The organism is Pseudoalteromonas sp. T1lg24 (assembly GCF_002964745.1).
Classification (GTDB): domain Bacteria; phylum Pseudomonadota; class Gammaproteobacteria; order Enterobacterales; family Alteromonadaceae; genus Pseudoalteromonas; species Pseudoalteromonas spongiae.
In genome coordinates this window covers 112,771-136,688 of record NZ_PQCB01000004.1, presented here as the reverse complement: position 1 = coordinate 136,688, position 23,918 = coordinate 112,771, and the positions used below count along the sequence as shown (strand labels likewise).

Here is a 23,918-nt window from a genome sequence, read left to right as displayed (position 1 = left end):
ATTTCAATCGGGATACAATTAACTAAGGCTAGCAAAAAGCTAGCCTTATCGATAAATAAAAGCGCGAATTAACCTAAACGGTAGTTAGGAGCTTCTTTTGTGATTTGTACGTCGTGAACGTGCGATTCACCCATACCTGCAGCGGTAACACGTACAAATTGCGGCTTAGTGTTAAGCTCTTCAATTGTTGCACAGCCAGTAAGACCCATAGCGCTGCGAATACCACCAACCTGTTGGTGAATAATGTTAGCAATAGGACCTTTATACGCTACGCGACCTTCAATACCTTCTGGAACCAGCTTCTCTTCTGATTTAGCATCTTGGAAGTAACGGTCAGATGAACCTTCTTTTTGGTTCATTGCACCTAAACTACCCATACCACGGTAAGACTTGTAGTAACGACCTTGATAAAGCTCAACTTCACCTGGTGCTTCTTCCGTACCAGCTAGCATTGAACCAACCATTACCAGTGATGCACCAGCAACAAGTGCTTTCGCAATATCACCAGAGAAACGAATACCACCGTCAGCAATAACTGGAATATCACGGCCTTTCAAGCCGTCAACTGCATCTGAAATCGCTGTAATTTGCGGCACACCACAACCTGTTACGATACGCGTAGTACAAATTGAACCTGGGCCAATACCTACTTTAACAGCGTTCGCACCGGCATCAGCAAGTGCTACTGCACCTTCTGCTGTTGCTACGTTGCCTGCAACGATTTGTAAATCAGGGAATGCTTCACGCGTTGCTTTTACGCGGTCGATAACACCTTGTGAGTGACCGTGAGAAGTATCGATAAGCAGAATATCAACACCCGCTTCAACTAACGCTGCGATGCGCTCATCTGTGCCTGCACCAACACCAACAGCTGCACCTACACGTAAACGACCTTGTTCGTCTTTACATGCATTTGGTTTATCTTGTGCTTTTTGGTAATCCTTAACAGTAATCATGCCTTTAAGTTTAAAGTCATCATTAACAACTAAGATTTTTTCGATACGGTGCTCGTGCATTAGGCCTAAAATCGTTTCACGATCTGCGCCTTCTTTTACTGTTACCAGCTGCTCTTTCTTAGTCATTACTGTTGAAACAGGTTGGTCTAGTTTTGTTTCAAAACGCATATCGCGGCTTGTTACAATACCAACTAGGTTGTTTTCAGCATCAACAACAGGGAAACCTGAGAAACCTTTATCGTGTGCTAATTGAAGTGCACCGGCAATTGTCAAGTCTGCAGTAACAGTAACTGGGTGAGAAACAATGCCCGCCTCATACGTTTTAACTTTACGTACATTGGCAGCTTGCTCTGCAATTGTCATGTTCTTGTGAATGAAACCAAGACCACCTTCTTGCGCTAACGCAATCGCTAAACGCGCTTCAGTAACTGTATCCATAGATGCAGAAACGATTGGCAGATTTAGTTCAATTGTTTTCGTTAGACGAGTTTTAAGGTTAGCTGTATGTGGTAATACAGTTGAGTGGCCTGGTACTAATAGTACGTCATCAAAGGTTAAAGCTTCTTTAGCGATCCTAAGCATTTGCAACTTCTCATGATATCTGTGGGTGTAGGGAGTTGCGGGTGGATTTTATCAGCGAATTTCATTCTAGTAAAATAAAATTTAATGTTTTGTGGTAGAATATTTTCCATTCAGCGCTAAATCATACTGTTATGTTGCAAAATCAGATACAAAAAGTTTATACCGTTTCCTTGCTCAATAAAGAGATACGCTACTTACTCGAACAAAATTTCTTTTCATTGCAACTCACAGGTGAAATATCTAATTTTATTTCGCCGAGTTCTGGCCATTGGTATTTCAGTTTAAAAGACGATAACGCACAAATTCGCGCAGCTATGTGGCGCGGTAATAATAGAAGTGCCACTTTTAAACCAAAAAATGGTGACCAAGTACTGGTGCGTGCTCGCGTATCACTTTATGAACCTCGCGGCGATTATCAGCTTATTGTGGAGCACATCGAGCCTGCAGGTGAAGGTCAGTTAAAACAACAGTTTGACGCGCTTAAAATGCAACTCGCTGGCGAAGGCTTATTTGCCAGTGAATTTAAAAAGCCCTTGCCCAACAATATTCGCCGCTTAGGGGTTATCACCTCACCTACTGGCGCTGCAATTAAAGATATTCTCACCGTACTGGAAAAGCGCGCGCCACAACTTGAGGTAGTAATTTACCCTGCACTAGTGCAAGGAAATGAAGCGCATCTACAACTTATTGAACAATTACAGCTTGCTAATCAGCGCAATGAAGTGGATGTCATTATTCTTGGACGCGGCGGCGGCTCAATGGAAGATTTATGGTGCTTTAACCACGAAATGCTCGCGCGCGCTATTTTCACGTCTAAGCTGCCTGTAGTAAGTGCTGTTGGTCATGAAATTGATACCACTATTTCAGATTATGTTGCAGATTTGCGTGCGGCAACACCATCGCAAGCGGCCGAAATTGTCAGTCCAGATAAAAATCACTTAGTGCAAAACATCGATGTGCTACAAAATCGATTGCACCACTTTATGGCAAAGCGCCTGCAAAATGCAGCTCACAGCTACCAAGTATTAGAACAGCGTTTGCTGCGTTACCACCCTAGTAACCAATTAAATCAGCAGTCTCAGTTACGTGATGAGCTTGAAATGCGCTTACTCAACAGTATTCAACGAAAATTAGAGCAAGCAAAATATGCGCAACATACATTGCAAAATAGACTCGAAAAAACCACACCTGAAAAGCGATTAAGTCATGCACAGCAACAGTTGCATAATCTGGTTAGCAGGCTTCAAAGCAGTCAAGCAAAGCAATTAGAGTCTGCAGAAAAACAACTTGCGGTATTGGCGGCAAAACTCAATGCCACCAGCCCGCTTGCGGTATTAGCGCGCGGCTACTCAATGACGCAAAAAGATTCTAGCGTGGTCACCTCTGTCTCTCAAATTACTGAAGGCGACAACATTATCACGCAATTTGCCGATGGCACTGTTACCAGTAAAGTCTCACATGTGAGTGCTAACAATGATCAATAAATCATTTATCAAACAGGCTCTTATTGAGCAGCTTGAAGCGAGCTTGGCGGTTGCAGTGCAATCTGCAAAACACGCACATCAAGATGCCACTCACGAGCAAAGTAAGGCCGAAACCCAATACGACAGCCTCGGCATCGAGATGGCCTATTTAGCTGAAGGGCAAAGTAAACGCATTGAAGCGCTTAGACAAGAAATTCAGGTACTTAAAGAATCGATAGAGCCAATTAGCAATCAGAAAATACAACTAGGCCATTTAATTAAGCTCGAAAATTGTGACGATGAAAGTGTGTTATGGGTTTATATTTTAGCCGTTGCAGGTGGTAATAAAATCACTTTAAATAATGCTGATATTCAAATTGTTACACCAAGTGCCCCGATAGCTAAAAAGCTACTAAAGCAATCCATTGACGATATTGTTAGCTTTGACTGGCAAGCAACTGAATATGAAATTATCGAAGTTGTTTGAGTCTTATCAATAAGTGTGTTTTGATTAAAACTATAAGTGTTATCGATTGGCGTAACCTGATGTATCGCATATCCTTTTTCATCGTGCTGATGACTATTTGCCTACCGGCGTTTAGCTGTGAAATAACCATGGGTTATCGCACAAGTGCACGATTACCACTTATCGCCGCAATGCCATCCAATCAAGGGCTGTACAAAGCCATATATCAACGAGCTGCACAAAATATTAACTGTAAGTTAGTCATAAAGCGCGCGCCAAAAAAACGCATTATTAAACTGCTTAACGAAGGTGCCATCGACTTTTATCCCGGTTATGGTTTTAATCAGACGCGTAGCGAATTTACTCACTTTTTCGAAAATGGCCTCACCAGTCATAGCGTGGTGATCACACACCGAGATGTTGCCAAGATAGATAATTTAAAACAACTGGAAAACAAAGTACTGTTAAAGCCCTATGGTGGCAGAAAGTCGGCCATTGAAGAGCGAGATATAATGGTGCGATACGGGCAAGATTTAGGTATTGCCGATGCAATCAAAGTAATTGAAAAAAAGCAGGCTGACTTTTTTATTTACAACAAAGCGTCGATTGATTATTACCTAGCGCAGCAGCCAAATGCACAGATTAAAATTCACGACTGCTGTTATTTAGCAAAACCAATGCATTTTGGGTTTTCAAGAAAGTCGAAGCACTATGAATCGTCGCTCAACCCAAACTACTTGCCAGAGCAAGCTGTGTCGGTCAACAACGTACCTTATTTGGTAAATGAAGGAAGCGTTGCCAGCGCATTCGCTAACGCAGTGAAAGCACTGGCCGAAAATGGAGTAATTAAACAGTTAGAGCAGCAATATTACAGTGCAGCGCTCGACAGTGAACAACCAGCCTCTTCAGACATATCAGCTACAAAACACTGATCCATGGTTTCTGCAGGGCAACCTGTTGTGGTTTTGCCAACCACTTTAGCTGGCACACCAACGACAGTAGTGTGCGCATCAACATCGGCAATTACGACTGAACCCGCGCCAATTTTCGCATCTTCACCAACATCAATGTTACCTAGTACTTTTGCTCCCGCACCTATTAATACGCCGTGGCGGATTTTCGGGTGACGATCGCCTTGTTCATTACCTGTACCACCTAACGTAACCCCTTGCAGAATCGATACGTTATCTTCAATAACGGCGGTTTCGCCCACTACAATGCCAGTTGCGTGGTCAAACATAATGCCTTTACCCACTTTACATGCAGGGTGAATATCAACACCAAACACTTCTGAGTTGCGACTTTGAATAAATTGCGCGAGCTCTTTTCGGTCTTGGCGCCATAGGCAGTGTGCTAAGCGATGTACTTGAATTGACTGAAAGCCTTTTAGATTCAATAGCACAGTTAGGTAATTATCAACCGCAGGGTCACGATCACGCACCGCTTTAATATCGTGCGCAACGTTATCAAGCATGGTGTCGCAATTAACAAATGCTTGATCGAATAACTCGCGGAAAGTGAAAGCTGAAACTACCGCATCAGATAATTTATTAGCGACAATAAAGCTTAATGCAGACCCTAGGCACTCATGGTTAAGTACACACGAATAAACGTGACTTGCCAATAACGGCTCTTTTCTTACTAAGGCTTCTGCTTCTTTACGTAATTCTTGCCAAATTGTATGACGCATAACAACACCAATCACTTTAACTACTTTTAGCTGTATAGCTTAATTTTAAACGAGTTTAACGCTTTTTGTTAACTTGAGTAAGTAATTAAAGATAAGTTGTTAGACTGATTTATTTGCCTTTAGATAAATGTGTGCTAGAAATAGTCCCCTTCATAACCAAACGCGGCCTCTAAATATGAACAAAAATGTTGTACTTTTAGCCTTTTGCCAAGGACTTATCACAACCGGTAATATTTTGCTTGTGACCATCTCAGCCCTTGTTGGAAAAGCGCTAAGCCCAAGTACCACATTTATTACTTTTCCCGTTGCCATGCAAATGTTGGGGCTACTAGTTACTACGATTCCTGCGTCGCTGATTATGGCTAAAACGGGTCGAAAGCTGGGCTTTAGTTTAGGCAATAGCATTGGCATTAGCGGCGCCGTGCTTGGCTTTTTTAGTTTATTGGCAAGCCAGTTTTGGTTATTTAGCTTCGCTACTTTTTTAATTGGGATTGGATTGGCTTTGCTACCCTGTATCGTTTTGCAGCAATTGAAGCCAGTGACAAACCTGCTGTGGCAATCTCTACAGTGATGGCAAGTGGTGTTGTAGCCGCGATACTCGGCCCTAATTTAGCAGTATGGGTAAACCATCACTACCCAACATTAAACTACGCCAATGCGTTTATTGCCCTTGCGTTTTTATATTCAATTGCGCTGCTGCTATTACAGCTCGTTAAATTTAATGAGGTTTCACATAGCCAAAATAATGGTGAAAGCAGACCATTAAAAGCCATTATTAGCGCGCCTAAGTTTATGACTGCAGTGTTTATTGCCATGGTGAGTTACACGGTGATGAACTTATTGATGACAGCAACGCCACTGGCGATGCATCGTCATGGCTTTGATTTAGCACAGTCAGCACTGGTGATTGAATGGCACGTATTGGGCATGTTTTTACCGTCATTTTTTAGTGGCAAATTAATAGAGCGATTTGGTCAGGTCACCATGATGTATGCGGGAATTGTTTTAATCGCCCTTTGTTGCTTTGTGAACCTACTTGGCTTAAGCCATTGGCACTTTTTAGCTGCGCTCTTTTTACTGGGTGTCGGTTGGAATTTTATGTTTATTAGCGCGACGCAAATGGTGAGCCAAACTTACCTACCGCAAGAGCGCGCTAAAGCCCAAGCGACTAATGAATTTTTAGTGTTTAGCATGGTAACCCTCTCTGCATTAAGTGCAGGTTGGTTAGAAGCCACCGTAGGTTGGCAAACATTAAACCTAGTTACTTTGCCGATTTTATTATTAACAATCGCGTGGTTAACAATTTATAAAATAAAGCAAAAAGCACAGCTAAAGGTTAACTTAACGACGAGCTAATACCCTTAGGGCCTGTTGACCTTTCAAGTTCGTTTTTGCAGCAGTTTGATTGGGGTTTATACAAGGCAGAGGCTGTGTGGCATAGTTATTCTATGTGAGTCAGCCGATAACACAGTAGAAAGCCCAATCAAGCGCTGCCGAACGGTTCTTCTGAGCGCACTTTTCTCATTGTTGCCTACATGGATGTAGGTAAGGGGCGTGAGCAGGACGCGGAAGCTTTGCTCGATATCCGCTTAGATTACTAGGCAACACATCAAGCGCCGCGATAAAAGCACGCTCAAAAAGAACAAAAATAGAACAGCAAAGATCAACAGGCCCTAGTAAATTGTGCTTGCAACCATTGATACAAAATCGAGAGTTCAACTCACTGAGTATGGCATTTAGGTGTGACAAAGTAATAACTAAATGGCAATGTGATTTGCGTTTCGCCAATGCGTTTTAGTTGCTTATCTTTAATTAAAGGTTTTACAAGTTGATGCCAAGCGAGTGCTTTACCTACACCATTTTTAGCTGCATTTAATGTAAGGCCGACTTCATCAAAGACAAATTGGGCTGGTATTGTGGGTAGTTGAAAATGCTTTTGCCAATGTTGCCAACTAATGCCACCGGGCTTGTCTTCCATTCCTGCAGCGTAATGAATCAAAGGTAATTCATGCTGCATTTCATAAACATTTGACGCACATACCGGATAAACCACTTCATCTGCCAGTTTTTTTGCAACGGCATTCGCATATTTGCCGTTACCAAAATGAATATGACAGTCTATATTTTGCTGCTCAAAATTAACGATTTGATGCTGGCTAATAAAATGAATTTGATAGTTAGGTAGCAAAGCTTGCAGCTCGGCTAATTTATTCACCAATACACAAGAAACAACACTCGGGATCGCCGCTATAACCAGCTTTTTTACTTTAGGTGCTTGCGCTTTCTCAATACCAAACTCTATTTCTGAAAACGCTTTTTTAACTGAGCTATAAAGCTGTTTAGCTTCGCTGGTAAGTGCCACACCTTTTGATTGGCGAATAAACAACTTCACGTCTAAATGCGTTTCTAGCTGCTTCATTTGATGACTTACTGCACTTGGCGTAAGGTGCAATAAATCACTGGCACGACTAAAATTAAGCTGCTCAGCGACGACAACAAAGGTGTATAAATTGGGTAATTGGCTACTGATCATTATTTATGATTCAAATTTTACTCATATCACTTGAAAATAATATCACTTTCTTTAACAACAGATAACAAGCAAAATTAGTTTAAACCCGTTTTAAATTAGGAAATAAGATGTCGCAGCACAGTGCACAAATTGAATGGCAAAAAGCGCCAGATGAGATGTTTACCGATGGACGTTACAACCGTGTTCACCAGTGGCATTTTGATGGCGGTTTTTCAATGCCAGCATCGCCCTCTCCTATGATAGTACCGATGCCTTTTTCAAACCCTGAATTTGTTGACCCTGAAGAAGCCTTTGTTGCATCACTGGCAAGTTGTCATATGTTATTTTTTCTGCACTTTGCCGCAGAACAAGGCATTGTGATTGAGCGTTACACCGATAATGCAATTGGCGAACTTGCCAAAAACAATGATGGCAAACTATGTATTACCGGTGTGACGTTAACACCCGAGGTGATATTGGCAGATGAATCGATTACACATAAAAAAAGCTTGGCAGAGTTACACCACCAAGCTCATGAAGCGTGCTTTTTAGCGCGTTCGGTAAATTTTGAAATTACCGTAGAGTGCGCGTAAATTAGCAGTCGCTAGTATGCTAGTTGATTAACTAGCATACGCTAATTACATTGTGAACAGCTGTGAATCAATTGTACGAATAAGGTTATTTACCCACTTACCGTATTTTTTGTGAATGCTATCACCATCATATTTCAAGTTAAGTGAATCGCGGTACTTAATCGTGTACGTCTTTTCGTCGTAATGAATGCCTACTTTAACTTGCGTACCACGCCAATTAAGTAAACCAGCAATTACGCCATCGCTTTCAACTTTACATGCCCACTGACGCTGCTGACAGCCGCTTAAAATTGCCTTTTCAACTGACTCTTTAGTCATGTTTGACGCATTTACTTGTTGATTGTAGTCAGTTACAGGAATGGTTTTACATGCAGCGAGTGAAAGGGTTACTACTGCTATTAGCGCTATTTTTTTTAACATTGTTTAGTCCTTTATGTTTTGTGTTCATTTTAGCAACGTGATTATTTCATTGAAGTGCTTAATTATCCAGCATCTTTTTGTAATTATGCCCACGTTAAGCCGGTGCGCTTAGTGTTTTTTATTACTTGATTATGTTTGTAATATTTCAAATTAAGCATAAAAAAGCCCGCCAATTGGCGGGCTTTTTACCGTGTTAAAAACGTTTACTTAAATACGTCTTTCACATCCATCACTTCGATGTTAGCTTTATCGATAGCTAGATTGTAGCTTTCAATCACCTTATCTTCATCGGTAAGTGATTTTGGTTTTTCAGCATTATATTTAAGCGGAGAAACCGTTTCGTTTGCTAAACGCGCTTTCATGTCTTTTGCATCACCGGTAATAAATACATAGTGAATGTTTTTATTTTGCAGGTTGTCACGAATAACACGATTTACATCTTCTACAGTTAAGCTCGCAAGCTGCTTACGCACATACGCAACAAACTCATCGGTATTATAGAACTTGCTATCGAGTGCATAACCTAGCTGGCGATCTTGGCTTGCAACCATTTGCGGCACAAAGTTAGTTAAGAAGTTACGAGTTGATTCGAAATCTTCTTTGCTCATGCCATTTTCAATTAGCTTATCAAGCTCGTACTGGGCAACACGTGTTGCAAAGTGTGCATCATTATTAGAGCGTAGTGGGCGCAACCAAATTTGGAAAATCTGCTCAGAACGACCTAAGTTAGCATCTGGTTTAGTTTGGTACATACCACGCGGGAAGTACTCAATATACGCGTAATCACCATAGTTCATACCACGAATTTGACGAATGCGCTGATACAAGAAGCTGTTTGAGTTACGGTGCTCACCAAAGTAAGAACGCATTAACCAAAGTGCCGCCCAATCTTTATCGCTACGAATCGTATCAATCGGGAAACCAAAGCTAACCGCTGTTGATTTAGCTGGCTTTTCTACAATGGTTGCATGTCGACCTTCCAACTTAGGCGCATCAGCAATCGTTAGGCGCTTTTCACTGCCTTCAGGAAGCGTGCCTAAGTCTTTAAGCAGTTTTGCTTTTGCTGCATCAGACATGGCACCTGAAATACCGACATTTAATTTAGCTTGAGTAAATTCAGCTTTATAAAATGCTTTTAAGTCTTCAAGTGTAAGCGCTTCTAAATCAGAAATATCACCATAGTTGTAGCTTTCATAAGCGTGGCCTTGGTAAAGCTTGCTGTATAACACTTCTTTGCCAAGCTCTTCATCATTAGATGCTTTTAGGCCTGCTTTGATGCCATCTAGCTGCTCTTTCTTTAAACGTTTAAAGTCGTCTTCACGCCAACCTGGATTAAGTAGTTGGTCACTAACAATTTTGTACCACTCGTCTACCTTGTCTTTATTAACACGGCCACGGAATGACACCATTTCTTTATCAATTTGTACGCCGAAGCTACCCGCAATTGGGTAAAGCGCTTTTTGAATTTCTTTGTAAGAGCGCGACTCAGAGCCACCACGTGCAATCATATTAGCTGTAATTGCTGCAAGGCCTTTTTTACCTTCAGGATCTGCTGCTGCACCAGTGTAGAATAATAGGTTTACGTCAACTAGCGGTGAGCTGCTGCGCATATCAAGTACTGAGAATTTCGCATCGCCTTGCGGCTTATTTAATTCGGCAACAGTCGCGTTTAAGTCAACTTCTTGTTCAAACCCTTTTACCGATTCAAGTGCCGACATAGTCACAGTTGTACGGCCCGAATCAATAAAGTACTTATTGGCAATCTCACGAATATCTTCTGCAGAAATGCTATCTGCCGTCGCGTAAAGCTGATTAATAACTTCTGGGTCACGCTCAAAATGCATGTAGCTCGCAAGAGTTGACGCAATTGCTTGCGATGAATCTAAGCCATTAACAAAGCTGTACTTTAGGTTAGACTTTAAGTTAGCAAGCTTATCTGCATCTACTAACTCAGTACGCGCTTTTGCATAAGTACGATTAATCGCATCACGTGCTTTTGCTAAATCTTCTTCTTTTTCAACCTTTACAAATACGTGCAATAAACCCGGATCTTTAGTTTCTGGGTTATAAGTAAACATTTGGCTAGCAAGCTGTTTCTCAACAACTAACTCTTGGTAAAGCGCTGAGTTATTTGAGAAATATAATTGCGAGATTAAATCTACCGCAGCACGATCTTTTTCCGTTGGCTGCCACGCAGGGCCTTTGTAAGAAACAAGTAACCAGTGACCCGGTAAACCTTCACTTTCTTTATGAAGGTATTTTGCCGCTGTTTGCTTTGGCTCTACTGGAATATCAGCAACATAATCGCCACGCTGCCAGTTACCCCAATGCTTTTTAACCAGTTCAATGGTATCGTTCGGGTCTACATCACCGGTAATAATGAGCGATACATATTCAGGCTTATAAAACTTTTTAAAGAACTCTTCACCGTAGGCCATTTGATCTGGCATTTTTTCGATGTCTTCAAAAAAGCCCATAGTGGTGTGTTTGTAAGTATGCTTTTCAAACGCTTCATTGCGCACTGCACTTAATAGCTGACGGATTGGGTTAGCATTGTTTTTAAGGTATTCACCTTTAACTGTTAGTGCTTCTGTTCTAAATTGCGACTCAGAATATTTAAGGTTTTGGAAAATATCACCTTTAATTTCAAGCACAGTTTCTAAATGCTGTTTTGAGAAATTAAGGTGGTAGTTGGTGTAATCGTTTGTGGTGTAAGCGCGGTTATCGACACCTGAGTTTTTAAGAATATCAGAGTAAACATCTTGCGGGAATTTCTCAGAGCCTTTAAACATCATATGTTCAAAGAAGTGCGCAAAACCTGTTTTACCAGCTTCAACTTCGTTACGTGAACCTACTGATACTGGAATTTGTAGTGAGACTACATCTGGGTAATCTGTTTTCACCACCATAACGCGAAGGCCGTTATCAAGCTCTTCTAACACATAATCTTGTGCAAATACTTTGTTTTCAGCTTTTACTGACGTGGTAGCTTGTGCATTATTTGATGATGTTGTGCTATTACAACCAGCAAGTGATAGTGCAATTGCTACACTTGCTGCAACCAATTTAAGTTTCATACTGTTTCCCTTGGTTTGGATTATTTTTCTATAGAATTTTTCTAAACTGGGTAATTATGGCGATGTTCGCGATGTTAAGCGAGCAATTGCGGTAAATGGGTGTAAACGTTTTGCAACATTAAATTTCAGAATAAAGGACTTAGAGTTCAGAACTAAGGATTCAGAACTCAGAATTAAGATTTGAGCGCAACATCTGAGACCTGAAACCTGAAACCTAAAACCTAAAACCTGAAACCTGAAACCTGAAACCTTCACACTATGAATTTCCCTCAAGTTCTATTTCAATTTTTTTCAGTCGCTATTTTAAATTTTAGCTATTTAGACGTCTAAAAGGCTGCTATAGTTACTGTATCGAAATTATTTATGGTACGGAACAATGGCTTTATCTTTACAACAAAAAATTCAAGACCCAACACAAGGCGTTTATTTAATTGGTACTACGCCACCAAAAATGGGTACTGAAAAAGATAAAGTGACAGAAATTGCCAATAAATTATTAGGTCGTTTACATGAGATTGAATATGACGGATTAGTCATTTACGACATTCAAGATGAAAGCAGCCGTACCAGCGTACCACGCCCTTTTCCGTTTAAGCATACTGTAGACCCTCGTGAATACAGTTTGCTGTTAAGTGATTTATCAGAATTAGATGTAATCACCTACAAAAGCGTCGCGCAGCGTGGTGTTGAAGAATTTAATGACTGGTTAACAGAAACCAAAGAAAAATATGCGCTGAACAACCTTGTTTTGGTAGGTAGCCCATCGTCTGAAGGTGAGATTAAATTAAGCTTGCCAAACGCCTATAACGCATTAAGTGAGCATCAAAATAAGTTTTTCTTAGGTGGTGTTACCATCGCTGAGCGTCATGCATCAAAACGCAATGAGCATGAACGTCTGTTAGAAAAAACAGCGCAAGGTTGTGAGTATTTTATCTCGCAAGCGGTATATGATGCACAAGCAACAATCGACTTAATCACTAGCTATGCCCGCAGTTGCAAACAGCAAGGTCTAACACCTAACCGTATTATCTTAACCTTTACTCCATGCGGCAGTGAGAAAACATTAGAGTTTATGCAATGGCTTGGTATTTCTGTGCCAGAAGCCACTAAATGGCGTATTTTAGATTCTGAGCAATCTCTTAATGAATCAGTACGTATTTGCCGTGAAAATCTAAACCTTATTTTACAAAGCTGTGCTCATTTAGATGTGCCACTTGGTTTAAATATTGAGAGCTTAACCAACCGTAAAGAAGAAATTGATGCATCAATTAATCTTTATCGTTTATTAAAAGCAACGATGGAACTGAACTTGGCTGAAAAGCAGTTAGCAAGTTAATTTAAGGCTTCCGCAATCAGCTTAACTTCAAGTTACAGCTAGTTAGGGTTTAATGGGCTAAGCCCTGCAATCGAGTGGCTTAATGCCACTTTTTCTTTAAGTGCTTTAAAGTCGTATTCGGCCCAATTAATTTTAACTTTATGGGATTTAAAATGTGCAACATTTTGCTTAGTGATCACATCAAGGTTAAAAGTTAGCTTTTTATTTTTTTGCTGGGCAAAAATATCGTGTCCATTATCGTAAAGTAACAGGCTAATAACTGCCCACGCGCCCATTACTTTATGACCACCAATTGACGCGCTTATTGACTGTTTTTCAACGGCTTGAATTGCGCGGGGTAACCAGTCAAAACCGCCAATAAAAATATCTTTATTGGGAATACGACCCGATTCTACTGCTGCTTTACTGGCACCAAGTGCCATTAAATCAGACGCGGCCCAAATAATATTAACATTAGGAAAACGCGCTAATAGCGCCTTGCTTTGATTAAACGCAACCTGCTCAGACCAACCAGCGTGCACCGCTTGATATACCACACCATTATTACTTTCAAAATACTCTTGCATACCATTAAACCGCGCTTGCGATTCACTGCCATAGTGACCATTAATAGCCACCACATGCGTTTCTTGCTTGGGTAATTGCGCCTGTTTTAAATGCTGTAGCGCTCTTGCAAGTTGGCCTCCTGCGGTGTGATTATCAAAATAGATTTCACCAAGCCAATGCTTATATTTTTGCCCTGCTAACCCTATTTTTTCGCGCTCTTCACCAAAAATTGTTTGCTCTAAAGTAACAAACTTAATCTGCTGCGATTCCAGCAATGACATGCTCGCAGTAGAGCCGCCGGGGTAGTTTAAAATTACCGCATAATCTGGTTTGGGGTTTTTCGCTAAATATTGTTTTAGCGCTTCTAGTTGAACAATACGATTACCACCGCCATAAATCACCTGCATTTTTGTGCCAAGTTGCTGCGCTGCTGATTGCGCGATTTCTTCAACACTTTGCCAAAAAGGCTCATTGGGGATAGACGGGTTTACAAATAAAATATTCAACTCAGCACGTACCGAGCTACTAAATAAAATGATGCAGAACATCAAGTACTTAAAAAGTCTTATCATCACACCAAAAACAGATTCGATCATTATTCAAGTATTATCAAAGAACACTACAAAAGCGAATTTAAACGCGAAAAACTAACGCCAATTAATTGTTAGTTGATAATGCAGGCAAATCACTAGATGCTGAACAGCACAGGCAGCGGATAAATGCCGCTAAATGCTGTTAATCATTAGCAAAAGAAAAGGGAGATATAAATCTCCCTTTGACTTTTACAAGTTAGGTCCCAGCCAACGTTCGGCTTCTTGTAAATTCATACCTTGACGCTTGGCATAATCTTCTAGCTGATCTTGCTGAATTTGTGCAACAGCAAAATATTTCGAATCTGGGTGAGAAAAATACCAACCCGAAACCGCAGCACCCGGCCACATCGCATAAGAGCTAGTCAACTTCATACCGATGCGGTTTTCGACATCGAGTAACTGCCAAATTTTTTGCTTTTCAGTATGCTCTGGGCACGCAGGGTAACCAGGAGCCGGACGTATACCTTGGTAATTTTCGCGAATTAGCTCATCGTTCGATAAGTTTTCATCGGCTGCAAAGCCCCAGATTTCTTTACGCACGCGCTCATGCAGGTATTCAGCAAAGGCTTCCGCTAAACGGTCGGCAACGGCTTTTACCATAATCTTGTTATAGTCATCTTGCTGCTGCTCGAATACATCCGCTAAATCGTCTTCCTCTAACCCGCCTGTTACCGCAAATGCACCAAAGTAATCTGGTGTACCTTTTGGTGCGATATAATCAGCTAAACAGTAGTTAGGGAAGTCTTTTTTCTCGGTTTGCTGACGTAACTGGCAACTTGTCACAAGTACTTCAGTGCGCGATTCATCGGAGTAGATTTCAATATCATCGTCAACGCGATTAGCTGGGAAGATACCCATTACGCCTAACGGCTGCAGCTTGTTTGATGACGCTAAATCATCGAGCATCTCGTTAGCATCTTTAAACAGCTGCTTTGCCTCTTCGCCAACAATTTCATCTTCTAAAATGCGCGGGTATTTACCAGCAAGCGACCAGGTCATAAAAAATGGCGTCCAGTCGATATACTCACGCAGTGTCTCAATTGAGACATCTTTAAACTCGGTCACACCAAGTTTTTTTGGCACAGGTGGCGTGTAGTTTTTAAAATCGATTGGTGCGCTATTCGCGCGAGCTGCGGCAAGTGTAACTGGTTTTGAGCGTGGGCGTTTGCGCGCTTGCTGCTCACGCACTTTTTCATACTCTGCAGTCGTTTTTGCTAAAAACTCAGGCTTTTGCGTTTTGCTTAACAAGCTTGACGCCACACCAACCGCACGCGAAGCGTTATTAACATACACCACACCTTTGTCATATTCAGGTTCAATTTTAACCGCCGTATGCGCTTTTGATGTAGTTGCACCGCCAATTAATAACGGAATATCAAACCCTTGGCGTGTCATTTCTTTTGCCACATGCACCATTTCATCAAGCGATGGCGTAATCAGGCCAGAAAGACCAATAATATCGACTTTTTCTTCAATGGCGGTACGTAAAATAGTTTCTGCAGGTACCATTACCCCAAGGTCGATCACTTCATAGTTATTACATTGCAGTACAACACCCACAATGTTTTTACCAATGTCGTGCACATCGCCTTTAACGGTAGCCATTAGGATTTTACCGTTGGTTGCACCCTCTTCTTTTTCCGCTTCAATATAAGGGTCGAGGTAGGCAACTGCGCGCTTCATTACACGCGCCGATTTAACTACTTGTGGTAAGAACATTTTACCAGCACCAAACAGGTCGCCTACTACGTTCATACCGTCCATTAATGGACCTTCAATTACTTGAATTGGTTTATCAGCTTGCTGGCGTGCCTCTTCGGTATCTTCATCAATAAATTCGGTAATACCTTTAACAAGAGCATGCTCTAAACGTTTAGCAACAGGCCAGCTGCGCCATTCTAAATCTTCTTTTTTTGCTTCAACGCCTTGCCCTGAGTATTTAGGCGCAAGTTCAACTAAGCGCTCGCCGGCTTCAGGGTCGGTATTTAATACTACGTCTTCAACTGCATCTCGTAGCTCTTTTGGAATATCATCATAAACCGCAAGCTGACCGGCATTTACGATACCCATGTCCATACCCGCTTTAATCGCGTGATATAAAAACACTGAGTGAATGGCTTCACGCACCGGGTTATTACCACGGAATGAGAAAGATACGTTTGAGACACCGCCCGACACTTTACAGTGCGGTAAGTTTTGTTTAATGCGGCGCGTACCTTCAATAAACTCAACGGCGTAGTTGTCGTGCTCTTCAATACCCGTAGCTACCGCAAAAATATTCGGGTCAAAAATAATGTCTTCCGGCGGAAAACCTAATTGCTCTACTAGAATACGGTACGAACGCTGACAGATTTCAAACTTACGGTCGGCCGTTTCGGCTTGCCCTGTTTCATCAAACGCCATCACAACGGCAGCTGCACCAAAACGCTTAATGATTTTAGCTTGCTTTATAAACGGCTCTTCACCTTCTTTAAGTGAAATTGAGTTAACGATTGCCTTACCTTGAATGCATTTTAAGCCTGCTTCAATTACATCCCACTTCGATGAGTCGACCATAATTGGTACACGAGAGATATCCGGCTCTGACGCAATTAGATTTAAAAAGCGTACCATTGCCGCTTTTGAGTCCAACATGGCTTCATCCATGTTGATATCAATAATTTGCGCGCCGTTTTCTACTTGTTCACGGGCAACCTCGAGTGCGGTTTCGTAATCTTCTTCTAGGATTAAACGTTTAAAACGGGCTGAACCCGTAACATTGGTACGTTCACCAACATTGGTAAATACTGCTGTACTGCTTGTCATGTTTGCTCCTAGTTTAAATTACAGGCTTCAAGGCCAGCTAAACGCATGCGCACTTCAATTTCAGGTAATTGGCGCGGTGCTACATTTTTTGTGCCTTGATACATCGCATTAATATGCTCAGGCGTGGTGCCACAACAGCCACCAACAATATTGATAAAGCCCGACTCTGCCCAATCAATAATTTCTTTTGCCATTTCGTCCGCTTCTAAATCGTATTCACCAAATTCGTTCGGTAGGCCTGCGTTGGGGTGAACCGATACAAAGGTTTCACACACACGCGATAACTCTTCTACATATTGGCGTAGTAAATCTGGCCCAAGGGCACAGTTAAGGCCAATTGAAATAGGCTTTATATGACGAATAGAATTGTAGAATGCCTCGGTTGTTTGGCCCGATAAAGTTCGGCCCGATGCATCAGTAATGGTGCCTGAAATCATTACGGGTAAAGTAACGCCTGCGCGCTCGAATGCTTCTTCTACTGCAAAAGCCGCTGCTTTTGAATTAAGCGTATCGAAAATAGTCTCAATCAGAATTAAATCTGCACCACCTTCAATCAATGCCAGTGTTGATTCAATGTAGGCTTCAACGAGTGCATCAAAGGTAATGTTTCTAAAACCAGGATCGTTTACATCTGGTGAAATAGAGCAGGTTTTTGATGTTGGACCAAGCACACCGGCTACATAACGCGGTTTTGTTGGGTCTTGTGCTTCAAATTCATCACACACTTTACGCGCCAGTTTTGCCGATTCAAGATTGATTTCACGGCTTAAGCTTGCCATTTCATAATCTTCCATTGAAATGGTAGTCGCGTTAAAGGTATTGGTTTCAATAATATCAGCGCCTGCCGCAAGGTATTCACGATGAATTTGTTCAATGATCTGTGGCTGGGTTAAACTAAGTAAGTCATTATTGCCCTTAACTAACACATGCCAATTTGCAAAGCGTTCACCGCGGTAATCTTCTTCTTCCAGTTTGTATTTCTGGATCATGGTACCCATTGCACCATCAAGAATATGAATACGCGCTTTTAATGCAGCGCTTAGCTGCTGTGATTTATTCGGCATAGTTGTTAGTCCTTACGTCTTGGCTGACTAAATTAATATCGTATGGCGTGGTTTGATAAACGTAGTAGTTTAACCAATTTGAAAATAATAAAAAGGCATGGCTCTGCCAAGTTTTACTTGGCTTGGCGCTGGCATCATCATTAGGAAAATAATTATTTGGTTTAGGCGCATTCTGATCTTTTTCTAGGTCGCGTAGATACTCTTTTTTCAAAGTATCTGCATCGTATTCTGGGTGACCAGTTAAATACACCTGCGAACCAGATTTATTCTTAATTAAAAACGCACCGACCTCTGGCGATCCTGCAATTACTTCAAGCTGGCTGTGGTTTGCAATATCCGCCTCATTAATATGACCATAACGCGAATGTGGCACTAAGAATTCATCGTCAAAACCGCGTGTTAACGCTGCATGTTCAAAGTAACGCAAATGTTTAAATACACCACACAGCTTTTTCGCTTTAAGTTTGCGCTTTAATCCATAGTGATGAAATAGCCCTGCATGAGCGGCCCAGCAAGAGAATAAAGTAGACGTTACATGCTGTTCAGCCCAGTCGAATATCTCTTTCAACTCTTGCCAATAAGCAACATCGCTATATTCAAGGTGTGCCAATGGCGCGCCAGTCACAATCATGGCATCGTAGTTTTCGTTTTTAACTTCTGAAAAATACTTATAGAACATATCAAGATGTTGCTCAGAGGTATTTTTGCTACGGTGAGTATCTAAACGCAGTAACTCCACATTTACCTGCAGCGGTGAATTAGCCAGTAAACGAATAAACTGTACTTCAGTCTCAACCTTATTAGGCATCAGGTTTAAAATGGCTAATCGCATTGGGCGGATCTCTTGTGTTTGCGCACGGCTTTGTGGCATTACAAACACATTTTCTTGCCTTAATGTATTAATGGCGGGCAATTGATCGCGCACTGTGATTGGCATCATTTAATCCTTATTACTATGGTAAATTGGGTTTAACCTGACGCTAATTATGAACGGATAGCCGGAAATATCAAGCTCTAGATGTTTAGATGTCTATTTAAAGTTTACGTAAAAAATACACCAACCGTACTTCTACCAACAAACCCACCTCGCATTTCATAATCAGTGCTTTGTAAAAGTCACTATTACACCCTCATCGTTTAAACCAACTTTTGAGTAATACAGTTGATTTTAATAATTTTTTACATTTTTCGAATAACAAATGTTGCGACAAATAAAAAACACCATTAGGATCGAATGAAAATCAATATCATTTGCATTATAATGAGCTTTTTAGCAATTATCCCAATCTGGCTTGGATGCCTAGCCTGTTACTTAGGCAGTGAAAAACAACTACTGCTCAGTAAACCAATGAATAAATCTATTGCTAATTTTTTATTAGTTATTGGTTATGTTATTGGTGTTGCCATTTTCTCGCTGTCTTTTGCGCTTGCATCTTCGCTACTGGCTGCCTTTGTCACATTAATGCTTGCGCTGGTAAGCCACACAATTTTAAGCACTTATACAACAAGCATTTGGCGTTTCAATACAAGCGTTGTGGCATCGCTATTGGTATTAGCGGGGGTGAGCTATGTGGCCTAAAACACTGATTGGCTTCTTTTTGGGTCTTTTGTTATCAATCTCAATCGTGCTCAATTTAAATTTGATTTTGCCATTAGCAGAAGACGTTAGGCTTATTTCAGGGCTAGTGTTGGCATTCCCTATTTGGGCAGGCGTACTGGTGTGGAGTTACGCATTTGAAAAAGCACGCAAAGCTGCCAAAAACATTAGCCTTGTTCTTATCCCCTCTTGCTTACTCAACGTTATTCTTTTGATGAGTCAATAATAATGAATAATAAAACTCTGAAATCATTAACTAACGCACATGCATGGATTGGCCTTGTTATATCCATCGTCTTATTTATTGTATTTTTTGCCGGTTCAATTAGCTTATTTCGCGAAAACATTGTGGCATGGGAAAAACTACCAATACATGCAAATCAAACGGTATTCTCAGACTCTCAAAACGTAAGTTACGATAACGCTATTGCAACCATTAATAAGCACTATGATGTATATGTCGACCACAGGTTTTATTTATTACCGCCAACAGAACATTCACCGTACATAGAAGCGTACTTTGCAAAAAACATTGAAGGTACCGACCCAAAAACAGGAGAAGATCATAGCGATGTGCATATTATGCTGGATGCTCAGAGCGGCGAAATTATTGGCAATGCCGATACCGTGGATTTTGGTAATTTTGTTTACCAGCTTCATTACAACTTAGGCCTTGGCCGCATTGGTTTGTATTTTGTCGGGATCATTACCCTGTTCTTTTTTGTTGCAGTGCTTAGTGGGTTACTTATTCATTGGCGCAAGCTTTTCAAAAATTTCTTTCAATACCGTAAAGGTGGCAATAAAGACAAGTGGTTAGACGCACATAATATTATTGGCACAATGGGACTGCCGTTTCATGTGATGTATGCCTTCACCGGATTAGTTTTTAATTTAGTTATTGTCTACCAAATTTCTTATGCCCTTGTGTTGTACCAAGGCGACCAACAAAAGCTACTCGCGGCAGCAGGATTTAACGAACCCCATATTGATATCATCGACAACAAAATGACGATGAACGGCATCGACAGATTGCGCGAAATGGCAGAAAAAGACATGGATAACGCAATCATTGACCGCATTATGATTGAGCATTTTGGCGATGAAAGCGCTGTCGCGATTTTTACAGGCCAAAAGCAAGACAGATTTGCCACTGAAACCGCAGTACATTACCAACTAAGTAATCAACAACAAATCTATCTTACTAAAGACAACTACGATAATGCCGTGCGCAGTGGTTTAGGTGTAATTGCCCGTTTGCACTTTGGCGATTTTGCTGGCTACGGTTTAGGGTTAGCTTTCTTTTTACTCGGCTTAGCAACCTGTTATGTAATTTTAACCGGCAATTTAATGTGGCTAGAAAAACGTGCAAAACAGCGTAATCAAAGTCAGCGCTCTCTTAATTTTGTCACGCGAATGACAAGCGGTGGCTTTATTGGCTTTATCTTTGCCATTGCTGTCGGCTTTAGTGCCGCACGAATAATACCAATTGAGATAACAACGCGTGCAGAGATTATCGAAAACAGCGTATATTCGTCATTTTTGCTGATGTTAGCTCTTGCTCAATTAATCAAACACAATGCGAGATTCAATCAATACTCATTGCAACTGAGTGGCGCAATATTTGCCCTTGTTGTCGTACTGGACTGGGTTTTACTGCCTAGCGCAACAGCACAACAACTCGCAGAACACAAATTTGATGTTGTGATTACGCAAAGCATATTACTACTGCTTAGCGGTATTTGCTTTTTTGCAGCAAAACAAGTGACAAAAAAGCCCGCGTTTAAAAACACTCAAACACAACCAAGTGTTACTGAACTAACTACTCAATAAATTATTCACACAACTACATACTAAAAAGGACGATATGTTTACTGTTAAACGTAGAACCAATGCTGTAACGGCTGCAGTAAAATATGCACTAGCGACCAGCTTGATTGTTTCACCATTAACTATGGCTGAAGACGACAATGAACTTGAAAAGATTATTGTTACTGGCCAAAAAATTGACCGCACTTTGCAAGAAACCCCTGCCAGTGTAGCCGTAATCACCAATAAAGCACTGGAAGAGCAAAAGCTTAATAATCTTTACGATGCCCTATCAGTTGTGCCTAATGTAACTGGTGAAGTTGGCGTAGGTGGCTTTACAATTCGTGGCATTGACTCTTTTAACGTATCTGGTGGTGGTAACAGCTTTTTAACCAGTGTTTATGTTGACGGTGCGCCATTGCCAATGCGTGAGATTCAACAAGGCGGTTTTTCTACTTGGGATGTAAGCCAAGTGGAAGTATTACGCGGCCCGCAATCGACATTACAAGGTCGCAACGCCCTTGCTGGTGCAATTGTTGTGAATACCTACGACCCAGCATATGAATACAGCGCTAAAGGGCGCGTGATATTAGGTGAAAATGGGCAACAAGAATTAGCGATCGCCACTGGTGGTAGCTTAATTGATGATGTATTGGCATTTCGCTTTACCGCCGAAGACAGAGACTTTGACGGCGTTATTGAAAACATTGCACGCAATAACGAAAACTCTGACTTTTCAAACTCAAACCTGTATCGCTTTAAATTACTATTTGAACCGATTGAAGATTTTTCAGCGATTTTAAGTTACAGCAAATCTGAAACAGAAATGGGCGTTGTATGGGCAGACGCACACCCAAGTTACGATAACGATTACCGTAAAGTAAACTTTAACGATCCAACATGGGAATTTACCGATTCAGACTTAGTGGTATTAAATCTAGATTACTACATTAACGATATTTGGTCGGCAACAGCAATCACAACTTATTCAGATATGCAGTATGGTTACGAGTGGGATGGTGATGCATCGCCATTACCGATTGCACAACTGCACGATAAACGCTCTGACGAGACCTTAACGCAAGAGCTAAAACTGACGTTTGAATACGATAATTTAAAAGGGATTATTGGCGCGTATTATTCAAATTTAGAAGTAAAAGATAAAGCGATTGGTAATCGTAGTGCCAGCTTTAATCAACTTGGCGTACCAACATTACTGGTCGCTGCACCAGAAAATGGCGGGTTAGGCTTACCACAGGCGGTTGCCGACCAAGTATTAGCATTGTACGCACCGGTTGACCCTGTACTGCTAGATACTTATTCAAATTTATATCGTGAAATTACCAACACCGCAGTATTTGTTGATTTTACTTACAGCATCAATGATCAGTTTGACGTGTTTGCAGGCATTCGCTGGGACCAAGAAAAGCAGGCCAATGCGACTGAGCAAGCCTATGGTATTGGTAATGCACACTTGCTACCAAACCCAAGCGATTATGCGGCAAACCCGATGTTTGCTCAACTTGTGGCTGGTATTAATGCGAAGCTGCTTAATATGGCAAGTCAAGCGTCACAAAACGAGCCTTTAACGTCAAAAACATTTAACGAAGTCCTGCCGAAATTAGGCGCAAGTTACCACCTAACCGATAACATCACCACCAGCTTTACCTACCAGCAAGGTTACCGCTCAGGTGGTGTAGGCACCAACTCTGCGCGGGCAACACTCTTTACTTACGACCCAGAGTTTACCGACAACTACGAGCTTTCACTGCGCTCAACTTGGCTAGATGGCACCTTAGTGACGAACGCCAACGTGTTCTATCTAGATTGGCAAGATCAACAAGTTAGCGTGCAGCTGTCGGGAAATCAATACGACAGAGAAACCACGAATGCAGGTAAGTCGACGGTACAAGGATTTGAATTTGAATTGTTCTACTATCCAAGCAATAACCTAACGCTAAGTGCAGGCTTTGGCCGTGCTAAAACCGAGTTTGAAGAGTTTTTAGTTGCTATTCCAGGCGAACCGACGCTTGATTTAAAAGGTCAGCCATTTGCGGACTCACCTGAATGGACTGCAAACTTAGCCGCAAGTTATCACACTGATTTTGGTTTATATCTATCTGCTGATGCAAACTACCAAGACAGCGCATTGGCCGATACCATGTATCAAAACAGTAATGAAATGAAAAACCTGTGGGGCGAAAACTATGTGCCGCAAAATGACGCGCGTACGTTAATAAATGCGCGTGTTGGTTATCAGTGGGAAAATTACGATATTCAACTATCAGCGAAAAACCTAACAGATAAAGTGTATGACGCACGTGGTGCGCGCACCAACAATAAAACCCTTGGCCAACCTCGCCAATTAAGTTTAAGTTTTACTGCTAGCTTTTAAGCGCGTGTAACTAACTT

Annotated in this window: 20 protein-coding genes; 11 read left to right on the top strand and 9 right to left on the bottom strand. The window is 41.4% G+C overall.

Annotation, left to right across the window (positions count from 1 at the left end; all coding sequences use genetic code 11):
• Positions 1-68: 68 nt before the first annotated feature.
• Entirely contained in the window at positions 69-1,538 is a 1,470-nt protein-coding gene (gene guaB / locus C2M30_RS01930; protein WP_105170480.1) for an IMP dehydrogenase, read from the bottom strand.
• A 131-nt stretch (positions 1,539-1,669) separates the two neighbouring features.
• Here guaB and xseA point away from each other — a divergent pair, with 131 nt between their 5' ends.
• The 3 genes from xseA to C2M30_RS01915 are packed head-to-tail and all read left to right on the top strand — an operon-like array spanning position 1,670 to position 4,399.
• Positions 1,670-3,022 (top strand): exodeoxyribonuclease VII large subunit, encoded by a 1,353-nt coding sequence (gene xseA / locus C2M30_RS01925; protein ID WP_105170479.1) that lies wholly within the window; start codon positions 1,670-1,672, stop codon positions 3,020-3,022.
• The gene (locus C2M30_RS01920) at positions 3,012-3,488 is read left to right on the top strand and encodes a transcription elongation factor GreAB (protein WP_105170478.1); all 477 of its coding nucleotides are present in this window, start codon (positions 3,012-3,014) and stop codon (positions 3,486-3,488) included. Before xseA ends, C2M30_RS01920 begins: the two co-directional genes overlap by 11 nt.
• A gap of 20 nt (positions 3,489-3,508) precedes the next feature.
• Positions 3,509-4,399 (top strand): substrate-binding periplasmic protein, encoded by an 891-nt coding sequence (locus tag C2M30_RS01915; RefSeq protein WP_158683298.1) that lies wholly within the window; start codon positions 3,509-3,511, stop codon positions 4,397-4,399.
• Here the strand turns inward: C2M30_RS01915 and cysE are convergent.
• Complete coding sequence (gene cysE / locus C2M30_RS01910) at positions 4,336-5,157, bottom strand: serine O-acetyltransferase (RefSeq protein ID WP_100914549.1); 822 nt, start codon at positions 5,155-5,157, stop codon at positions 4,336-4,338. The two genes, C2M30_RS01915 and cysE, sit on opposite strands and share 64 nt — an antisense overlap.
• 175 nt (positions 5,158-5,332) lie before the next feature.
• Here cysE and C2M30_RS21665 point away from each other — a divergent pair, with 175 nt between their 5' ends.
• Both C2M30_RS21665 and C2M30_RS01905 read left to right on the top strand, forming a co-directional pair.
• Positions 5,333-5,728 (top strand): hypothetical protein, encoded by a 396-nt coding sequence (locus C2M30_RS21665; RefSeq protein ID WP_234004666.1) that lies wholly within the window; start codon positions 5,333-5,335, stop codon positions 5,726-5,728.
• On the top strand, positions 5,710-6,513 hold the full coding sequence (locus C2M30_RS01905) for an MFS transporter (protein WP_234004665.1): 804 nt from the start codon (positions 5,710-5,712) through the stop codon (positions 6,511-6,513). The genes C2M30_RS21665 and C2M30_RS01905 overlap by 19 nt, the downstream gene beginning before the upstream one ends.
• A gap of 364 nt (positions 6,514-6,877) precedes the next feature.
• On the opposite strand, the gene C2M30_RS01900 is transcribed toward C2M30_RS01905, so the two are convergent.
• A complete protein-coding gene (locus C2M30_RS01900) occupies positions 6,878-7,690 on the bottom strand; it encodes a LysR family transcriptional regulator (RefSeq protein ID WP_105170476.1) in 813 nt (270 codons plus the stop codon).
• A 107-nt stretch (positions 7,691-7,797) separates the two neighbouring features.
• On the opposite strand from C2M30_RS01900, the gene C2M30_RS01895 reads away from it, so the two are divergent.
• On the top strand, positions 7,798-8,262 hold the full coding sequence (locus C2M30_RS01895) for an OsmC family protein (protein ID WP_105170475.1): 465 nt from the start codon (positions 7,798-7,800) through the stop codon (positions 8,260-8,262).
• A 45-nt stretch (positions 8,263-8,307) separates the two neighbouring features.
• Here C2M30_RS01895 and C2M30_RS01890 read toward each other — a convergent pair whose 3' ends face one another.
• Together C2M30_RS01890 and C2M30_RS01885 are read right to left on the bottom strand one after the other, a co-directional pair.
• Positions 8,308-8,682 carry a hypothetical protein gene (locus C2M30_RS01890; RefSeq protein ID WP_105170474.1) on the bottom strand — a complete coding sequence of 125 codons (375 nt, stop codon included), beginning with the start codon at positions 8,680-8,682 and terminating at the stop codon, positions 8,308-8,310.
• Between the two features lie 203 nt (positions 8,683-8,885).
• Entirely contained in the window at positions 8,886-11,759 is a 2,874-nt protein-coding gene (locus C2M30_RS01885) for a M16 family metallopeptidase (RefSeq protein WP_105170473.1), read from the bottom strand.
• Positions 11,760-12,135: 376 nt separating this feature from the next.
• Here C2M30_RS01885 and C2M30_RS01880 point away from each other — a divergent pair, with 376 nt between their 5' ends.
• Positions 12,136-13,095, top strand: coding sequence for a hypothetical protein (locus C2M30_RS01880; protein ID WP_054980371.1), 960 nt, complete (start codon positions 12,136-12,138; stop codon positions 13,093-13,095).
• A 38-nt stretch (positions 13,096-13,133) separates the two neighbouring features.
• Here the strand turns inward: C2M30_RS01880 and C2M30_RS01875 are convergent, their stop codons facing one another.
• From C2M30_RS01875 to C2M30_RS01860, 4 genes are all read right to left on the bottom strand, one after another.
• Positions 13,134-14,189, bottom strand: a complete 1,056-nt coding sequence (locus tag C2M30_RS01875; RefSeq protein ID WP_158683297.1) for an ABC transporter substrate-binding protein — start codon at positions 14,187-14,189, stop codon at positions 13,134-13,136.
• 234 nt (positions 14,190-14,423) lie between these two features.
• The gene (gene metH / locus C2M30_RS01870; RefSeq protein ID WP_105170471.1) at positions 14,424-17,039 is read right to left on the bottom strand and encodes a methionine synthase; all 2,616 of its coding nucleotides are present in this window, start codon (positions 17,037-17,039) and stop codon (positions 14,424-14,426) included.
• Between the two features lie 8 nt (positions 17,040-17,047).
• Positions 17,048-18,103 carry a homocysteine S-methyltransferase family protein gene (locus tag C2M30_RS01865; protein ID WP_105170470.1) on the bottom strand — a complete coding sequence of 352 codons (1,056 nt, stop codon included), beginning with the start codon at positions 18,101-18,103 and terminating at the stop codon, positions 17,048-17,050.
• On the bottom strand, positions 18,093-19,040 hold the full coding sequence (locus tag C2M30_RS01860) for a homoserine O-succinyltransferase (protein ID WP_105170469.1): 948 nt from the start codon (positions 19,038-19,040) through the stop codon (positions 18,093-18,095). The genes C2M30_RS01865 and C2M30_RS01860 overlap by 11 nt, the downstream gene beginning before the upstream one ends.
• Positions 19,041-19,337: 297 nt before the next feature.
• Between C2M30_RS01860 and C2M30_RS01855 the strand changes: the two genes are divergently transcribed.
• From C2M30_RS01855 to C2M30_RS01840, 4 genes are read left to right on the top strand one after another with little or no spacing between them, the layout of a single operon-like run.
• A complete protein-coding gene (locus C2M30_RS01855; protein ID WP_158683296.1) occupies positions 19,338-19,682 on the top strand; it encodes a hypothetical protein in 345 nt (114 codons plus the stop codon).
• Positions 19,672-19,926: a hypothetical protein gene (locus C2M30_RS01850; RefSeq protein WP_105170467.1), complete on the top strand. Its 255-nt coding sequence runs from the start codon at positions 19,672-19,674 to the stop codon at positions 19,924-19,926. Before C2M30_RS01855 ends, C2M30_RS01850 begins: the two co-directional genes overlap by 11 nt.
• 2 nt (positions 19,927-19,928) lie before the next feature.
• Positions 19,929-21,530 carry a PepSY-associated TM helix domain-containing protein gene (locus C2M30_RS01845; protein ID WP_105170466.1) on the top strand — a complete coding sequence of 534 codons (1,602 nt, stop codon included), beginning with the start codon at positions 19,929-19,931 and terminating at the stop codon, positions 21,528-21,530.
• A 34-nt stretch (positions 21,531-21,564) separates the two neighbouring features.
• Complete coding sequence (locus tag C2M30_RS01840; RefSeq protein ID WP_105170465.1) at positions 21,565-23,901, top strand: TonB-dependent receptor; 2,337 nt, start codon at positions 21,565-21,567, stop codon at positions 23,899-23,901.
• The last annotated feature ends 17 nt before the right edge of the window (positions 23,902-23,918 follow it).

Bases quoted from the DNA above. Each gene is read 5' to 3' on its own strand.
- metH (WP_105170471.1), bottom strand. From the start codon at position 17,039: ATGACAAGCAGTACAGCAGTATTTACCAATGTTGGTGAACGTACCAAT.
- C2M30_RS01840 (WP_105170465.1), top strand. From the start codon at position 21,565: ATGTTTACTGTTAAACGTAGAACCAATGCTGTAACGGCTGCAGTAAAA.
- C2M30_RS01860 (WP_105170469.1), bottom strand. From the start codon at position 19,040: ATGCCAATCACAGTGCGCGATCAATTGCCCGCCATTAATACATTAAGG.
- C2M30_RS01850 (WP_105170467.1), top strand. From the start codon at position 19,672: ATGTGGCCTAAAACACTGATTGGCTTCTTTTTGGGTCTTTTGTTATCA.
- cysE (WP_100914549.1), bottom strand. From the start codon at position 5,157: ATGCGTCATACAATTTGGCAAGAATTACGTAAAGAAGCAGAAGCCTTA.
- C2M30_RS21665 (WP_234004666.1), top strand. From the start codon at position 5,333: ATGAACAAAAATGTTGTACTTTTAGCCTTTTGCCAAGGACTTATCACA.
- C2M30_RS01900 (WP_105170476.1), bottom strand. From the start codon at position 7,690: ATGATCAGTAGCCAATTACCCAATTTATACACCTTTGTTGTCGTCGCT.
- C2M30_RS01875 (WP_158683297.1), bottom strand. From the start codon at position 14,189: ATGTTCTGCATCATTTTATTTAGTAGCTCGGTACGTGCTGAGTTGAAT.
- C2M30_RS01895 (WP_105170475.1), top strand. From the start codon at position 7,798: ATGTCGCAGCACAGTGCACAAATTGAATGGCAAAAAGCGCCAGATGAG.
- C2M30_RS01880 (WP_054980371.1), top strand. From the start codon at position 12,136: ATGGCTTTATCTTTACAACAAAAAATTCAAGACCCAACACAAGGCGTT.
- C2M30_RS01855 (WP_158683296.1), top strand. From the start codon at position 19,338: ATGAAAATCAATATCATTTGCATTATAATGAGCTTTTTAGCAATTATC.
- guaB (WP_105170480.1), bottom strand. From the start codon at position 1,538: ATGCTTAGGATCGCTAAAGAAGCTTTAACCTTTGATGACGTACTATTA.
- C2M30_RS01890 (WP_105170474.1), bottom strand. From the start codon at position 8,682: ATGTTAAAAAAAATAGCGCTAATAGCAGTAGTAACCCTTTCACTCGCT.
- xseA (WP_105170479.1), top strand. From the start codon at position 1,670: ATGTTGCAAAATCAGATACAAAAAGTTTATACCGTTTCCTTGCTCAAT.
- C2M30_RS01885 (WP_105170473.1), bottom strand. From the start codon at position 11,759: ATGAAACTTAAATTGGTTGCAGCAAGTGTAGCAATTGCACTATCACTT.
- C2M30_RS01865 (WP_105170470.1), bottom strand. From the start codon at position 18,103: ATGCCGAATAAATCACAGCAGCTAAGCGCTGCATTAAAAGCGCGTATT.
- C2M30_RS01920 (WP_105170478.1), top strand. From the start codon at position 3,012: ATGATCAATAAATCATTTATCAAACAGGCTCTTATTGAGCAGCTTGAA.
- C2M30_RS01845 (WP_105170466.1), top strand. From the start codon at position 19,929: ATGAATAATAAAACTCTGAAATCATTAACTAACGCACATGCATGGATT.